The 16,849-nt window shown below is 70.2% G+C and carries 10 protein-coding genes; 2 read left to right on the top strand and 8 right to left on the bottom strand.

What is annotated here, in order from left to right; genetic code table 11:
* Positions 1–20: 20 nt before the first annotated feature.
* From ACH4E8_RS23635 to ACH4E8_RS23615, 5 genes are all read right to left on the bottom strand, one after another.
* Positions 21–1,040: a hypothetical protein gene (locus tag ACH4E8_RS23635; protein ID WP_398451225.1), complete on the bottom strand. Its 1,020-nt coding sequence runs from the start codon at positions 1,038–1,040 to the stop codon at positions 21–23.
* 14 nt (positions 1,041–1,054) lie between these two features.
* Complete coding sequence (sigM, locus tag ACH4E8_RS23630) at positions 1,055–1,759, bottom strand: RNA polymerase sigma factor SigM (RefSeq protein ID WP_398451223.1); 705 nt, start codon at positions 1,757–1,759, stop codon at positions 1,055–1,057.
* Between the two features lie 179 nt (positions 1,760–1,938).
* Positions 1,939–3,825, bottom strand: coding sequence for a serine/threonine protein kinase (locus ACH4E8_RS23625; protein WP_398451221.1), 1,887 nt, complete (start codon positions 3,823–3,825; stop codon positions 1,939–1,941).
* Positions 3,826–3,945: 120 nt separating this feature from the next.
* A complete protein-coding gene (gene murJ / locus ACH4E8_RS23620) occupies positions 3,946–6,273 on the bottom strand; it encodes a murein biosynthesis integral membrane protein MurJ (protein ID WP_398451219.1) in 2,328 nt (775 codons plus the stop codon).
* A 44-nt stretch (positions 6,274–6,317) separates the two neighbouring features.
* Positions 6,318–8,732, bottom strand: a complete 2,415-nt coding sequence (locus tag ACH4E8_RS23615; protein ID WP_398451311.1) for a DUF6049 family protein — start codon at positions 8,730–8,732, stop codon at positions 6,318–6,320.
* Positions 8,733–8,906: 174 nt separating this feature from the next.
* On the opposite strand from ACH4E8_RS23615, the gene ACH4E8_RS23610 reads away from it, so the two are divergent.
* On the top strand, positions 8,907–10,352 hold the full coding sequence (locus ACH4E8_RS23610; RefSeq protein ID WP_398451217.1) for a CCA tRNA nucleotidyltransferase: 1,446 nt from the start codon (positions 8,907–8,909) through the stop codon (positions 10,350–10,352).
* Positions 10,353–10,501: 149 nt separating this feature from the next.
* On the opposite strand, the gene ACH4E8_RS23605 is transcribed toward ACH4E8_RS23610, so the two are convergent.
* From ACH4E8_RS23605 to ACH4E8_RS23595, 3 genes are all read right to left on the bottom strand, one after another.
* Positions 10,502–11,791, bottom strand: a complete 1,290-nt coding sequence (locus ACH4E8_RS23605) for an MFS transporter (protein WP_398451215.1) — start codon at positions 11,789–11,791, stop codon at positions 10,502–10,504.
* Positions 11,792–11,922: 131 nt separating this feature from the next.
* Entirely contained in the window at positions 11,923–13,005 is a 1,083-nt protein-coding gene (locus ACH4E8_RS23600; RefSeq protein WP_398451213.1) for an inositol-3-phosphate synthase, read from the bottom strand.
* 59 nt (positions 13,006–13,064) lie between these two features.
* Positions 13,065–13,778, bottom strand: a complete 714-nt coding sequence (locus ACH4E8_RS23595; protein ID WP_398451211.1) for a helix-turn-helix transcriptional regulator — start codon at positions 13,776–13,778, stop codon at positions 13,065–13,067.
* Positions 13,779–14,138: 360 nt separating this feature from the next.
* Here ACH4E8_RS23595 and ACH4E8_RS23590 point away from each other — a divergent pair, with 360 nt between their 5' ends.
* Entirely contained in the window at positions 14,139–16,808 is a 2,670-nt protein-coding gene (locus ACH4E8_RS23590; protein ID WP_398451209.1) for a transglycosylase domain-containing protein, read from the top strand.
* Positions 16,809–16,849 lie beyond the last annotated feature (41 nt).

The raw sequence follows: 16,849 nt of genomic DNA, 5'->3' as shown, positions 1-16,849 counted from the left end.
GCGCAGCGCTGTGGAAAGCGTCAACGACGAGGATAGGAACGGGCCAGCAGGACCTCTCCGGAAGAGGTGGACGAGTCCGAGGTGCAGCTCGCGTCGATCACGAACGCCTCGACCTGCTGGGCGTCCTTGAAGTGCGGAAGCACCACGAGGTAGGCGGCGGACCCCTGGTAGCGGCCCTGTTCCGCGGCGATCGGAGGATCGGTGCGGCCGGTGCCCAGTTGGACACAGGGCGGCACCGAGACGGCGACCTCCGTGCCGTTGCCGATCTCGGTGCCGGGTGCTCGGGTCCCCGGCTCCCCCTCCGTGCGCAGGGTGTTCCCCCGGTTGCCGTTCGGGCTGAGCGGGGCGGAGTCGGAGACCAGGGCCTGCACCTGCCCCTTGAGGGCGGCGGCGGAGAACTCCTTCGATCCGTCGACCGTGGAGGTGGCTTGGACCTCGGTGGCCTTCGGCTGGTCGTCCACGGCCCGGTAGGTCTGGAGGACGAGCACGCTCACGCCCGCGACGGCGACGGCGGCGACGGCGCAGAGGGCGGCGCGCCGCTTCCGGCGTAGCTGGGGGGCGCGACCGGGCCCGGTGGCGCCACGCGCATGGCCGGCCGGCCGGTCCACGCTCTTGGGCGCTCCCTGGGCGGCTGTGGCGCTGCGGGGAGCGCTGCCCGTGTGGGGCGCGCCGTCGTTCTCGGTGGTGGTTGCGTCGGTGTCGGTCGCGGCGTCGGCGGTCGTCGTTGACGACGGCTGCTGCGCTGTTTCACGTGAAACATTCGCATCGGCGGACGCGTCGTGCGGCCGGTGTTCGGGGGCGCTGGAGTTCAACAGTGCCTCGGCGGCGAGCGCCGCGTCGATGCGGCCGGCGACGTCCGCGGGCATGCGTGCGGCCCCGGGCAGGGTGCCCAGCAGCCCGCGGATCTCCTCCAGGGACGCCTGGACGTCGGCGCACAGTTCACAGCCGTCGAGGTGTTCGCGGAGATCGGCGCTCTGAGAAGGGGAGAGCAGGCCCTCCGCGAGGTTGGAGATCTCCGAGACGTCCGGATGCTGAGTCATGTCGGCCGTGGATGTCACGTGCGTCCACCTCCGCCCTTCACAGCAGCAGGATCACTCGGCCCTGCGTCCTTTTGGTCCGTCGCCGGTGGGACGGCTGTCCCCGGCGTCCGGTTCCTTCCCCTTCTGTGATCGGGGCTATCCCCCTGGTCGCCGCGCAGATGGGTGACCATCGGCAGGAGCCGGGCCCGCCCCCGGGCGCAGCGGCTCTTCACCGTGCCGACGGGGACGTCGAGGATCCGGGCGGCCTCCGCGACCGAGTAGCCCTGCATGTCCACCAGCACCAGAGCGGCCCGCTGATCGGTGGGGAGCTTCGCCAGCGCGGCCAGCACCTCGCGGTTGAGGTCGTGTCGTTCGGCGGGTGCCTCGGCGGACTCGTGCGGTTCGAGGAGCTGCTCCAGGCGCTCGGTGTCGTCGACGGGAGCGGTCTTCCGGGTGGCGGCCTTGCGGGCCCGGTCCAGGCAGGCGTTCACCGTGATGCGGTGGAGCCAAGTGGTGACGGCCGACTGCCCCCGAAAGGTGTGGGCCGCACGGAAGGCGGAGACCAGCGCGTCCTGGACGGCGTCCGCGGCCTCTTCCCGGTCGCCCAGGGTGCGCAGGGCGACGGCCCAGAGCCGGTCGCGGTGCCGGCGGACCAGTTCACCGAAGGCGTCGGGGTCGCCCTCGACATGGCGGGCGATGAGTTCGAAGTCACTGAGTGTGTGGGACGCCCCCGTCGTCACGGCCTCCACCCTCTGGTCAGTCGCATTCCGTACCTGATCGAATCGGCTGTGGCTCGGTCTGTCTATCACGATTCAGACGGCGAGAGGCAGGGGGAAAGCGCAATCCGTCGCCGCCGCCCCGACCCGCGTGGGGCGGGCGGACGGGGGCGGCGACGGGAGGCCCGCCGCCACTCCCGTGCTCAACGGCCGAGAATGTTGATCTCCGTGATGCCGCCGCGGTACTTGTTCCCGAACTCCAGCGGGAGCTTGGAGACATGGACCAGGACGTAGCGGGTGCGGGTGGGTTCGTCGAACGTCGCCTTCACGTTCGCCCCCACCGTCTGCCGGGGCGTCAGGCTCTTGCCGAACTCCGAGAGCGATGTCGGGTTGGACGCGTTCTCCCCCGCCGCGAACACCTGGATCTCGTGACCGGCGCGGTACATGTCGATGTCGATGCCCGACACCTCCTGCACGCTGCCGAGGTCGACGATGATGCCGCTGCCCTGCTTGCGCTCGGGCAGGTTCCCGAAGTTCGGGTAGTTGTGGTACTCGGGCGTGACCCAGGACGTGCCCGGATCGCCGTCGACCGTGTTCGGGACCTGCTGCTCCTTGATGCCGTCGCCGTTCAGCATGAACTCGTCGGCGTCCTTGATGGCCAGGGGCTCCGCCGGCGCCTTCGGCTTCTCGTCGTTCTCCTTGGGTGGCGTCTGGGTGCTGGATCCGGGGTCGTCGTCCCGTTCGAGGAGCTTCTCCGCGATCTGCCAGCTTCCCAGCCCCAGGGCGGTGATCAGCAGGGCCGCGACGATCCACTTGAGCGCCTTGCCGGCCCGGCTCTCCAGCGGCGCGGGCGGGATCGGCACCGGGTGCGTGAGCCCGGCGCTGGGCGGTCCGGCCGGGCGGCCGTAGGTGCCCTGTTGGTAGGTGGTGCGGCGGTACTCCGGAGGCGCGGCGAAGGTGGGCTCCGGGGGGCGGATCCGCGGCATCTCCCCGACGGCCTTGGCCAACTCCTCCGGGGTGGTGCAGGGCGGTTCCTGGCGGGAGGCGGTGGCGCCGTCGTTCACCAGGGCGCGCATGGCCAGTTCGGAGAGTCCCCGGTGCACGCCCGCGCGGACCTGGTCCGGCGGCAGCAGCCCGACGCCCTTGGGCAGCCCGGACAGGCCGTACGCGTTCGTCTCGTACGGCCAGCGCTGGGTCAGCGCCGCGTACAGGAGCGCGCCGATGGCCTCGGTGTCGGTGCGCTGGGGCCGCTCGACGCTGATGCCGCGCAGGGCGGCGTTCACGGCGAGCCCGCGGATGCGGTACTGGCCGGTGGAGGTCCGCAGCACGGCGCCGGGGGTGAGCTTGAGGTGGGCGAGCCCTTCGCGGTGGGCGGCGGCCAGGGCCTGGGAGAGCTGGTCGACGAGCTTGTACGCCTCGTGCGGCTCCAGCGGGCCCATCGCGAGCAGGGCGGTCAGCTCGGTGGCGTCCGGCAGCCACTCGTGGACGACGTACACGAGGTCGTCGTCCTCGACGGCGTCGAGGACCATGACGAACCGTGCGTCGCCGAGGAGGGCCGCGGAGCGGGCCGCGGCGAGCACGGAGCGGGCCCTGGGGTGGTTCGCGGGTAGCACGTGCACCCCGACGGCGCGGCGCAGCTTCTCGTCCACCGCACGCCAACTGCTGAATCCGTCCAAACGGGTGATGCACTCTTCGAGGCGGTAGCGTCTGGCGAGCTTGTGGCCGCTGTGTAGCTCGGGCGTGGCGACGGTCGAGTCGGCGGGCTTCGCCTTCTTCCCCGCCTCCGGCGCCTGCGCGGGCTCGTCGTCCGGTGCAGCGTCTTTCGACGTCACGGCCTTCTCGGTCTGCTCGGCTTCCTCGGCCTGTGCAGGCTGCTGCGACTGCTCGGCTTCCACGGGCTGCTCGGTCGGTCGGACCTCGTCGCCCTGCTCGTCCTCGGAACCGCTGTCTTCCCCGTCCGGAGAGCCCTTCGCCTCCGGTGCGGGGGATTCGGACGCCCCGTCGGCCGTGGCCTCCTCCGCCTGCGCGGTCAGCGGTTCGTCTCCGCCGTTGTCGGCCACGTCGACGGCAGCCGTGCTACGTTCCGCCACCGTCGTTCCTGCCTCCCCATCCGTTGCGCATAACCAACAGCCATGCCAATTGTGCCCACAGTCCGCTGCTATGCACGACACACGGCACCTGGCGATGGTTGTGCGCGGCGGTGCGCGGTCCTACCTGCCGAGACGCCCGCGCACCATGCCGACCATGGAGTTCAGCTCCTCGATGCGCATGCGCTTGGCCGCGACGAAGAAGACGCCCAGGAGCACGACCCCACCGCCCAGGAGCGCGGCGAGGGAGCCCGTGGCGCCGTTGCCCAGGGCCTTGATGATCCCGAACGCCGCGGCGCCGCCGAACAGCGCCGCCGGGAGCGAGGCCATGCACAGCCGGGTGTACGTCCGCATGATGTGCGCCCCGTCCAGATCGCCGCCCAGCCGCCGCTTCAGCCGGCGCCAGGCGACCCCCACGCCGATCATGTACGCCAGGCCGTAGGAGGCGGCCATGCCGACCACTGCCCAGCGAGCGGGCAGCAGCAGGAAGCTGATCCCGGCCGCGCTCGCGTTGACGACGGCGACGATCACGGTGTTGTAGAAGGGCGTCCGGGTGTCCTCGTAGGCGTAGAAGCCGCGGAGCACGACGTACTGCACCGAGTACGGGATCAGACCGAGGCCGAAGGCCATCAGGGTGAAGCCGATGTTCCGGGCGCCCTCCGCGCCCGAGCCGGCGTACATCAGGCCGGCCATCGGCACGCCCAGCGCGAAGAAGGCGAAGGCGGACGGAACGATGGCGACGGCGGAGGTGCGCAGGCCGTACGAGATGTCGTCGCGGACCGCCGCGGCGTCCCCGTCGTGCGCCGAGCGCGAGATCCTGGGCAGCACCGCGGTCATCACCGAGACGGTGATGATGGCCTGGGGGAGCTGCCACAGCAGCAGCGCGTAGTTGTACGCCGTGATGCCGGTGCCGGTGAAGCCGTGCTTCTCGGCGGTCGCGCCGGCGGAGGTCGCCAGCTGGGTGACGACGATCATGCCGAGCTGGTTGGCGAGCACGAAGAAGAGCGTCCACTTCGCCAGACCGGCGGCCTTGCCCAGGCCCTGGCCCCGCCAGTCGAAGCGCAACCGCATCCGGAAGCCCGCGTCCCGCAGGTAGGGGAGCATCGCCAGCGCCTGGACGACCAGACCGAGCATGGTGCCGAGGCCGAGGAGCCGGACGCCCTCCGGGGTGATCGTGGCGGTGTTCACCCCGGACTCGGTGAAGCTGCCGAAGGCCCAGATGAACGCGGCGAACGAGGCGATGATGACGACGTTGTTGAGGACCGGGGTCCACATCATTGCGCCGAAGCGCTCGCGGGCGTTCAGGATCTGCCCGAGCACCACGTGCAGGCCCATGAAGAAGATCGTGGGGATGCAGTAGCGGGCGAAGGCGACCGCGACGTCCTTCTTCTCCGGGTCGGAGGCGATGGTCGGCGACATCATCGTCACCAGCAGCGGGGCCGCCACCACGCAGACCACGGTGACGCCGGCGAGCAGCACGACGACGAGCGTCAACAGGCGGTTGGCGTACGCCTCGCCGCCGTCCTCGTCGTTCTTCATGGCCCGCACGAGTTGCGGGATGAAGACCGCGTTCAGCGCGCCGCCGCCGACCAGGACGTAGATCATCGTCGGCAGGACGTTGGCGACCTGGTAGGTGTCGCTGAGGACGCCTACGCCGATCGCGGCGGCCATCACGAGGTTCCGCAGGAAGCCGGTGAGCCGGGAGACGATCGTGCCCGCGGCCATCACCGCACTGGACTTCGCCAGGCTCGCCACCCGGCCGCCGGACTTCTTCGCCGCCGGTGGGGGCGGCGCAGGGGCGGGCTCGGCGGCGGGCGCGGGAACGGTCTGGCCGGGGCTCTGCTGGTCGCGGTAGAGGTGTGCGAACGCGTCCTGCGCCGGCGGCTGCTCGCTGGCGTTGCTCACCAGGTCGTCGACGCCGGTGTACTGGGTGGTCCGGGCGTCGTCGCCGTACGGCAGGTGACGCGAGGGGCCGGCCGGCTCCGGGGGCGGGGTGTGCGCCCAGACGCGCGGGTCCGGCGCGTACTGCGACACCGGGGGCTGCTGGTAGAGCGGCTGGGCGTCCGGGTAGGTGCCGGGCGGCGGTGGTGGGTGCGAGGCACGGTCGTACAGCGCCTCGGCCACCGGATCCTGGGCGGAGAGGTCCTGCGCCCGGTACGGGTCCGGGGCGTAGGCGTCGCGCAGGTAAGGGTCCTGGGCGTAACCGTTCTGCTGGTACGGGTCCTGCTGGTACGGATCGTGCGGGTAGTGCTGTTGCTGCTGAGCGGGATCCTGGACGTAGTGCTGCTGCTGCCCGTGCTCCGGGGCGTACGGGTGCTGAGCGGGATCCTGGGCGTACTGCTGCTGGTGCTGCTGCTGGCCCGGGTCGTGGGGGTACGGAGGCTGCTGCGGCTGGCCCGCCGGGTCCATGCCGGCGCCTTGACCGCGGTCACCGTCGTACGGCGCGTTCATTGCTACCCCACCTCATCGTCCCCGGCCGGCGGCCACGACATCGCTCAACGGTCCACTTTCTCACCCGCGACCGACGGGTTGCCGCTTTCCGGACCGGTGTCCGGTGTCGGGTCACTCGGCTGCCCGGGATCGGGGGCCTCGGCGTCGTCCTTCGACGGCTGCGTCTCCTCGGGGGCGGTGCCCCCGTCGGGCGTCGGTTCGGGGCCGTCATCCGCGGCGGAGCCGTTCTCGCCGGCGGGGCCGGAGCCGCCGGCCCGCTTGCGCTGGGTGTACATCCGCACCCCGGCGAGGACCAGGAGCAGCACACCGCCCGCGATCACCAGCAGGACGGTGGGGGTGGCCTCCGAGACCTTCACCGTGAACTGCATCTTCTCGCCGTACGGCTTGTTGTCCTCGGTGTAGAGCTGGGCCGTCATCCGCACCTGGCCGTTGGCGTTGGCCAGCGCGTCGAACTTCACGGACTGGCTGTGGCCCGCCTTGACCTCGATCGGGCGCTCGGCGACGCCCTTGTCGCCGTCGAGGCTGAGCCGGGCCGCGTTGTCCGAGCTGAGCCGCAGGACGAGGTTGTCGACGTCCTGGAGCAGTCGGTTCTGCACGGTCACGGGGATCGTGGCGCTCCGGCCCGAGAGCGTGATCTGAGACTTCTCGATCAGCTGCACCTCGCCGGTGAGGGCCCGCAGGCTCTGCTCCACGTCGGTGCGGTACTCCGCGGCGGCCGTGCGGTTGCCGCGCCAGGAGTTCGACATCTCCCGGTCGATCGCCCGGGAGAACGGCGTCTCCACCCGGTCCCGGGCCGTGAGGATGACCGTGAACTTGTCGAGGGCGGTCTGGGTGGCGCGGATGTCCTCGAACGTGCGGACGGTCAACTCCTGCTTGCGCAGGTGGGCCGGGTAGCGCGAGGTGGACGGCACCTGCCGGGACGCGGCCTCGTCCGGCTTGACCTCGGCGGCGGCGACCAGGTCCACCTGCTGGGTCCAGCGCTCGTCGGAGAGCTGCTTCACGGCGTGCGCCATCGCCTGCGCCTGAGCCGCGGTGGGCACCCGCTGGGGGGCGACGACGATGCTGCGCGGGCCGTCGTGGTCCTGGCGGGCCACCGCCAGCGACTGGGCGAGGAACTGCTGGACGGCCAGGGTGGACGCCTCGCTGTGGAGCATGGAGCTCTGGAACGCCTTCGACAGCCGGGCGTCGGCGACCACGGCGGTCGTGCCGCCGCCGATCGGCCGGGCCGCGGAGGCGGTGTACTGGAGGTCGTCCTCCAGGCTGTCGCTGCGGGCGATCACGTTGCTCGCGCCGGCCGAGGTGGCGACGTCCACGATCGAGGAGTCGATCGCGCCCTCGACGGGCCAGGCGAAGTCCATCGACGGCTCGACGTGGAGGACCGTCTCCACGGTCCGCTCGGCGACCTCGGTGGCCTGCTGGAGGTGGCTGAGGGAGCCGGAGACGTTCTTGCCGCGGTGCGCCAGGGACGCCAGGTCCGGATCGGCGTACGGCAGCGCGATCACCTTGTCGTCCTGGATCGCGGCCTGGAGGGAGCTCAGCCACTGCTTGGCGAGCGCCTGGTTCTTCCCGGGGACGGTCTCCGTGCCGTTCTTCACCCGGTAGTTCCTGGTCATGGCGTCGACCGTGGCCAGGAGGTCCGGGTCGACGACCCACGTCACCGGCAACTCGCTGCCCAGGGAGACGAGCTGACCCAGCCGCCCGCTGGGGGCGAGCTCCTTGGCCAGCTCCTCGTCCTCGAACACCGGAGTCCGCTGCTCGTCCTCGCCCACGTCGGACGTCAGGTGGGCGGAGGAGATCAGCGGCCAGAGGTAGGTGAACTGGGGCTTGTCGCCCAGCGCGTCCGGCTGCCAGGGCAGGAACGTGCGCTGGAACCCGAGCACGTCCTGATACGGGGCGTTCGGCGGCTGGCCCGACAGGGCCACCCCGACGGGGTAGACGCCGTCCGCGCCGAGGTCGAGGTCGTCGACCGGCACGGAGATGCTGAAGTCGTGGCTGATGCCCGAGGCCAGCGCCGGCAGCTTCACGGTGTACTTGCCGTCGATGCCGGAGCCGTCGGTGCCCGGGTCGTAGCCGGCGCGCTTGGCGGCCCGGTCGATGGCGGTCCGTCCGCTGAGGGCCGGCCCCACCCGCAGCCCGATGTCGGCCTTCTTGACGGTCTGCTTGCCCTTGTTGGTCACCGTGCCCGTGATGGTCAGGGTGTCGCCCTCGCGCGGGGCGCTCGGCGTCAGGGTGTTCAACGACACGTCCACGGTCCGGGCGTTCTTGGCTGCCGGTGCCGTCTGCGGTGCGCTCTGCGCGGCGGGGGCGCTCATCGGCTCCGCCGCCTGGGCGACGGGCGCCAGCGGCCCGGCGAGGACCCCCACGGCCAGGGGCGCGGTGGCCAGCCACGCGCCGGTCCGACGTAGCCAGCGGCGGGCGGGAGAGCGGGTCGTCCTCCGGAATGCTGCCGCCTCGGCCACGCGCTCGTCCGTCCCTCGTCGTCGGTTCGTCGTCATTTGCGCCGGGTCGCTGTCGCTCACCGCGTCCACGCATGGTAACGAGGTGCGCCGGGTGCGAGTGCCGCGGAGTGGCCCGCACGATCATGACGCATATCCGGGCACCCCCGCGGGCCAGGCCACGTACCCTCTTCTGTTGTGCCGAATGCGAATGAAGACACCCCCACCGCACTGAGCCAGGTGCAACGCCGCGCAGTTGTAGAGCTACTGCGCGTAGCGCCCGTTGCGGACGACCTCGCCCGTCGCTTCCAGGAGGCCGGGTTCCGCCTCGCCCTGGTCGGCGGCTCGGTCCGGGACGCACTGCTCGGCCGGCTCGGCAACGACCTGGACTTCACGACGGACGCCCGCCCCGAGGACGTACTGAAGATCATCCGGCCGTGGGCGGACTCGGTGTGGGACGTGGGGATCGCCTTCGGCACGGTGGGCGCCCAGAAGAGCGGCTACCAGATCGAGGTCACGACCTACCGCTCGGAGGCGTACGACCGGACCTCGCGCAAGCCCGAGGTGTCTTACGGCGACTCCATCGAGGAGGACCTCGTCCGCCGTGACTTCACGGTGAACGCGATGGCCGTCGCGCTTCCGGAGAAGGAGTTCATCGACCCGCACCACGGGCTGGAGGACCTGGCCGCGAAGGTGCTGCGCACGCCGGGCACCCCGGAGGCGTCCTTCTCGGACGACCCGCTGCGGATGATGCGGGCGGCCCGCTTCTCGGCCCAGCTCGACTTCGAGGTGGCGCCCGAGGTGGTCACCGCCATGACGGAGATGTCCGGGCGGATCGAGATCGTCTCCGCCGAGCGGGTCCGGGACGAGCTGAACAAGCTGGTCCTCTCCGCCCACCCGCGCAAGGGCCTCGCGCTGCTCGTGGACTCCGGGCTGGCCGCCCACGTACTGCCGGAGCTGCCCGCGCTGCGGCTGGAGAGCGATGAGCACCACCGGCACAAGGACGTGTACGAGCACTCCCTGACCGTGCTGGAGCAGGCCATCGACCTGGAGGAGGACGGCCCGGACCTGGTGCTGCGGCTGTCCGCCCTGCTCCACGACATCGGCAAGCCGCGCACCCGGCGCTTCGAGAAGGACGGCCGGGTCTCCTTCCACCACCACGAGGTGGTGGGGGCGAAGATGACCAAGAAGCGGATGACCGCGCTCAAGTACTCCAACGAGCTGGTCAGGGACGTGGCCCGGCTGGTGGAGCTGCACCTGCGGTTCCACGGGTACGGGGACGGCGAGTGGACCGACTCGGCGGTGCGCCGCTACGTGCGCGACGCCGGCCCGCTCCTGACCCGGCTGCACAAGCTCACCCGCTCGGACTGCACCACGCGCAACAAGCGCAAGGCTGCCGCCCTCTCCCGGACCTACGACGGTCTGGAGGAGCGGATCGCCCAGCTCAAGGAGCAGGAGGAGCTGGACGCCATCCGCCCCGACCTCAACGGCAACGAGATCCAGCAGGTCCTGGAGATCGGCCCCGGGCCCGCCATCGGCAAGGCGTACGCCCACCTCCTGGACCTGCGTCTGGAGAACGGTCCGATGGATCGCGACGCCGCGGTCGCCGCGCTCAAGGAGTGGTGGGCAACCCAGCAGAACTGAATGCTGCACGGGACTGGGTCCTGCGCAGGACTGAGTACTGCACCACCTCGGCACACGGGCTCCATGTTTCACGTGAAACATGGAGCCCTGCCGTTCCACGGCGATGTTTCACGTGAAACATCGCCGGCGGACCGTCCTTCGCCGCTGGGCTACCCCCGGGAGGTCCGCTCGGGTGTCCGCCCGGTCGATCGGCTCCAGTGCTTCAGCAGCAGGGCGGTTGCCGCATAGATCAGCGCCACCAGGACGACCAACTCGACCGAGCGGCCGTCCGGGGGCAGCATCACTGCGGCGACGGCCGCAGCACCCACGAAGGCGACGTTGAACAGGACGTCGTAGAGCGAGAAGACCCGACCGCGATAGGCGTCGTCCACCGACGTCTGGACGACGGTGTCGGCGGTGATCTTCGTGCCCTGGGTGACCAGCCCCAGCACGAACGCGGCGACCAGTATCGGTCCGGGCTCAAAGGCCAGCCCCAGTGCCGGCACCAGCACGGCCGCCGACCCGGCGCAGGTGATCATCCAGCCGTAGCGGCCGAGTCGGCCGATGGCCCAGGGGGTGAGCACGGCCGCGGTGAAGAACCCGGCCCCCGACACCGCCACGGCCACCCCGAGCAGGGCGAGGCCGTCCTGCTCGTCGGCGTACCAGGCGTAGCGGCAGAGCATCAGCACGGTCACCGTCAGGGCGCCGTAGCAGAAGCGCATCAGGGTGATCGCCGTGAGCGCACGGGTGGCCGCCGGCCGCTCCGCGAGATGGCGCACCCCGCTGGCCAGACCGCGCGCCGTGGAGGCGACGGCGGTGAGCAGTCGCGGCTGCACCCGGTCCGGATCGGGGCCGAGCAGTTCCCGGCTCATCCGGAGCGAGGCCAGTGCGGAGCAGAGGTAGAGGGCGGCGCCCAGCAGGACGACCGCCGCGTCGGAGTCGGAGGAGACCAGCCGGACGACGAAGGCGAGCCCGCCGCCCGCGAAGGCGGCCAGCGTGCCCGCCGTCGGCGACAGGGCGTTGGCGATGACAAGCCGGTCGTCGTCCACCACCCGGGGCAGGGCTGCGGACAGGCCGGCGAGGACGAAGCGGTTGATGCCGGTGACCATCAGGGCGGAGAGGTAGAAGAGCCAGTCGGGCACCGAGGCGAGGATCAGCAGTGCGGTGCCGCAGGCCAGCAGCGCCCGCAGCAGATTGCCGTAGAGGAAGACCTGTCGCCGCCGCCACCGGTCCAGCAGGACCCCGGCGAAGGGGCCGACCAGGGAGTACGGCAGCAGCAGGACGGCCATGGCGGAGGCGATGGCGGCGGGCGAGGTCTGCTTCTCCGGGGAGAAGACCACATACGTGGCGAGCGCGACCTGGTAGACGCCGTCGGCTGTCTGGGAGAGCAGTCGGACGGCGAGGAGCCGGCGGAAGTTCGTCAGGCGCAGGAGTACGCGCAGATCACGTACGACGGGCATGCGGTAAAGCGTCACACACCGGGTCCCCGCACACGCGGAGGGTCCCCGGGCGGACACCCGGGGACCCTCCGCGGTCATCGCCGTACGCCGCCCCGCGGGGCGGCCGGCACGGACGTCGGCTCAGCCGCAGCTCAGCGCTCGACCTCGCCCTTGATGAACTTCTCGACGTTCTCGCGGGCCTCGTCGTCGAAGTACTGGACCGGCGGGCTCTTCATGAAGTAGCTGCTCGCGGAGAGGATCGGGCCGCCGATGCCGCGGTCCTTGGCGATCTTCGCGGCGCGCAGGGCGTCGATGATCACGCCGGCGGAGTTCGGGGAGTCCCAGACCTCCAGCTTGTACTCCAGGTTCAGCGGGACGTCGCCGAACGCACGGCCCTCCAGGCGGACGTAGGCCCACTTGCGGTCGTCGAGCCACGCGACGTAGTCGGACGGACCGATGTGGACGTTCTTCTCGCCCAGGTCGCGGTCGGGGATCTGCGAGGTGACGGCCTGCGTCTTGGAGATCTTCTTGGACTCCAGCCGCTCCCGCTCCAGCATGTTCTTGAAGTCCATGTTGCCGCCGACGTTCAGCTGCATCGTGCGGTCCAGGATGACGCCCCGGTCCTCGAACAGCTTCGCCATCACGCGGTGCGTGATCGTGGCGCCGACCTGCGACTTGATGTCGTCGCCGACGATCGGGACGCCCGCCTCGGTGAACTTGTCGGCCCACTCCTTGGTGCCGGCGATGAAGACCGGGAGGGCGTTGACGAAGCCGACCTTGGCGTCGATGGCGCACTGGGCGTAGAACTTCGCCGCGTCCTCGGAGCCCACGGGCAGGTAGCAGACCAGCACGTCGACCTGCTGGTCCTTGAGGACCTGGACGACGTCGACCGGGGCCTCGGGGGACTCCTCGATGGTCTCGCGGTAGTACTTGCCCAGACCGTCGAGGGTGTGGCCGCGCTGCACCGTGACGCCGGAGTTGGGCACGTCGCAGATCTTGATGGTGTTGTTCTCGCTGGCGCCGATGGCGTCGGCCAGGTCGAGCCCGACCTTCTTGGCGTCCACGTCGAAGGCGGCCACGAACTCGACGTCACGGACGTGGTAGTCGCCGAACTGGACGTGCATCAGACCCGGCACCTTGCTGTCCGGGTCGGCGTCCTTGTAGTACTCGACGCCCTGCACCAGCGAGGCGGCGCAGTTGCCCACGCCGACGATGGCTACGCGAACCGAACCCATTCCGGTTGCTCCCTGTGTCATTTCGGTATTCCGGATGAGACCCCGCGGACCGCGGGGTCTCAGTTGGCGGTGTCGTCGGACGGATCCGGCGCGGAGCCGGGGCCGGGAGGAGTGCTCCCGGTCCCCGTGCCCCCGTGCCGGGGCAGGCCGTCCTGCGAACCACGTGTGTTGTTCTCGCGAGGCGCTTCGTCGGGGGAGGAACCTCGCTGGTCCCGCCCCGTCCGCTCGCTCTCGATGAGCTCGTTCAGCCAGCGCACTTCGCGCTCCACGGACTCCATTCCGTGGCGCTGGAGCTCCAGGGTGTAGTCGTCGAGGCGCTCTCGGGTGCGGGCGAGGGAGGCGCGCATCTTCTCCAGGCGCTCCTCCAGCCGGCTGCGGCGGCCTTCCAGCACCCGCATCCGTACCTCGCGCTCCGTCTGCCCGAAGAAGGCGAAGCGAGCCGCGAAGTGCTCGTCCTCCCAGCTGTCGGGGCCGGTGTGCGAGAGCAGTTCCTCGAAGCGTTCCTTTCCTTCCGCCGTCAGCCGGTAGACGATCTTGGCCCGGCGTCCCGCCAGGGACGCCGCCAGGGCGTCCTCGGGGGCGCTGCCCGGCTCCTCCGTCAACCAGCCGTTGGCGACCAGCGTCTTCAGGCAGGGGTAGAGGGTCCCGTAGCTGAAGGCCCGGAAGATCCCCAGTGAGGTGTTGAGCCGTTTCCGCAGCTCATACCCGTGCATCGGGGCTTCGCGAAGCAGGCCGAGCACGGCGAACTCAAGGATTCCCGAGCGCCTGCTCACCATCGCCTCCCTCGTCCGCCTCGACCTGTTGTCTCGTGCTGATGTATCGAGTCGATACATCAGCACGATAGGGCGGCGATGCTCCTGCGACAAGGGGGAGTGCGGTGAACGGGATCACATGGCCAATTCATCCCGGGCAACTTGCCTGTTTTGGGATGAACTTCAGTGTCGGGAGGGATTTGGCCGTGCGTAGTCTGTGCGGATGCAGACCGCCGGGAACCATGGGCCGTCGCCGGACGTCATCGCCGTGGATGCACAGCGGACGAGCCTTTCGTGCCGGCCGGTCCGCATCCGTGTTGGGGGGACCGGAAGTCAACTGCCACTTCCAGGCATTTCGCCTGCCCGAGGAGTAGTCGTTCGATGAGCGAGCACCGTCGCAAACCGCCGCAGCCACAGAGCGGCGGGCGGGCGGCTGCCAGGCGCGCCGCGCAGCAGCCGTCCGGCCGCCGAGCGGCCCCGTCCCATGGGTCCGAACCCGCGGCACACGGCGAGGAGCGGCCCTACGGCGGCCGTGCCGAGGCCCGTAGAGCCGCGCAGCGCGGCGGGCGCCGACGGGTGGACGGCACCGCAGGCGGCGGCCGGGGGGGTCGCGGCGGCGGACGCCGGGGCGCGGGCGCCGGTGGCCACCAGGAGCCCGGCCGCGGCGGGCGGCCCGGCAAGAAGCGCCTGATCGACTACCCGCGCCAGCACAAGGACGGCTGGCGGCGCTGGGTGCCGTCCTGGAAGCTGGTCAGCGGCCTCGCGCTGGCCTTCCTCGGCACCTTGATGGGGGCCGCGACCCTCGCGTACGCGATGGTGGGCATCCCCGACCCGGACAAGATGGCCAAGGCCGAGAACAACGTCTACTACTGGGACGACGGCACGCCGATGGCCGCGACCGGCGGTGAGGTCAACCGGCAGAACGTCGACATCAGCGAGATCCCGGAGCACATGCAGAAGGCCGTGATCTCTGCGGAGAACAAGACCTTCGAGACGGACTCCGGCATCGACCCCAAGGGCATCTCCCGGGCCCTGGTGAACATGGCCAAGGGCGAGCAGACCCAGGGCGGCTCCACGATCACCCAGCAGTACGTGAAGAACGCGGTGCTGGCCGACCAGTCGCAGACCCTGAGCCGCAAGGTCAAGGAGCTGTTCATCTCCATAAAGGTCGGTGCGGAGGAAGAGAAGTCGGACATCATGGCCGGCTATCTGAACACCTCGTACTACGGCCGCGGGGCCTACGGCATCCAGGCCGCCGCCCGGACCTACCTGGGCAAGGACGCCAAGAAGATCAACGAGAGCGAGGCCGCGTTCCTGACCACCCTGCTCAAGGGTGCGACGTACTACGACCCGGCCGGCTCGGTGGACATCGACGCCGCCGCCACCCCGGAGGCCAACCTCAAGCGGGTGACCAAGCGCTGGGCGTGGGTGCTGGACGAGATGGTCAAGGACGGCCACCTGACCCAGGAGAAGCGGGCGACGTTCACCGCGCTGCCCAAGATCGAGCCGGTCACCAAGGGCGCCAAGCTCGGCGGCCAGGTCGGCTACCTGGTCGACCTCGCCAAGGCCAACTTCGTCAGCAACAACAAGCGGGGCATCACCGCCGACGACCTCGCGCTGGGCGGCTACGAGATCCACACGACCTTCAACAAGAAGAAGATCCAGCAGCTCGAAGCGGCCGTGAAGAAGGCGTACGACAAGAACATCGACCCGGAGAAGCGCCCGAAGACCGACACGCACGTCCAGTTCGGCGGCGCCTCGGTCGACGTGGAGACGGGCAAGATCGTCGCGATCTACGGCGGCGCGGACGCCACCAAGCACTTCACCAACAACGCCAACAACACCGGTGCCCAGGTGGGGTCGACCTTCAAGCCGTACGTGCTGGCCGCGGCGATGCGCGACGGCGTGCGCGATCCCGGCAAGCCGGCCAACCAGCCCGACTCCGACCGCACCAGGGTCGACCCGGACAAGGGCGGCTACAGCGGCAAGAACAAGCTCGTGATCAAGAACTACGACGGTTCGACCTGGCGCAACGAGAAGGGCGAGGAGTGGCGCCAGGTCAACGACGGTGATCAGCCGTACGGCGAGATGACCATGCGCGAGGCCATGATCGAGTCCGCCAACAGCCCCTTCGTGCAGATCGGCATGGACATCGGCATCCCCAAGGTGCGCGAGGCCGCCATCGACTCGGGCCTGCTGGAGGAGTCGCTGAACAAGGCGAACGTGCCCTCCTTCTCGATCGGCATCTCGACCCCGAGCGCCATCCGCATGGCCAGCTCCTACGCCACCTTCGCGGCGCAGGGCGAGCAGCGCGAGCCGTACTCGGTCCAGTCCGTGAAGAAGAAGGGCCGGGTGATCTACGAGCACAAGGACGAGCCCGAGCGCGCCTTCGACCCGGCCGTCGCGAACAACGTCACCGATGTGCTCAAGGACGTCGTCACCGAGGGCACCGGTAAGAACGCCCAGGTCAAGGGGCACGAGATCGCCGGCAAGACGGGTACGACCGACGGCAACAAGTCGGCCTGGTTCGTCGGCTACACCCCGAAGCTGGCCACCGCCATCGACATGTACCGCCTCGACGACGACGAGACGAAGAAGAACCGGGCCTTCCTGGAGATGTTCGGCACCGGCGGCCAGGACAAGATCCACGGTTCGTCGTTCCCGTCCGACATCTTCGCGGACTACATGGGCGACGCCCTCAAGGGCCAGAAGTCGCTGAAGTTCCCGAAGCCGGAGCCGATCGGCGAGGCCGTCTGGGGCGGTGGCGCCTCCAGCCCGCCGCCGTCGCCGTCGACGACCCCGTCGAAGAAGGAGTCGGAGAAGCCGTCGAGCACGCCGTCGAAGGAGACCTCCAGCAGCGGCCCGTCGAAGCCCGCCACCAGCGCCTCGCAGTCCTGTGACCCCTGGGACAACTGGAACTGCAACGGCAACGGCAACAACGGCAACGACAACAACGGGAACGACAACGGCGGTCCCGGCGGAAAACCCAGCGGCAGCCAGAGCAGCTCAGCGAGCACCGGCATCATCGCCGGCCGGGAGGGCTGGGAGTAGCACCGGCGTCGCCTGAGGGCGCCCGAGCAGGTCCACGAGGG

Source organism: Streptomyces sp. NPDC017979, from assembly GCF_044328175.1.
Taxonomy (GTDB): Bacteria; Actinomycetota; Actinomycetes; order Streptomycetales; family Streptomycetaceae; genus Streptomyces.
Note: the sequence above shows the minus strand (reverse complement) of the source record. Positions and strands in the feature narration are given on the sequence as shown.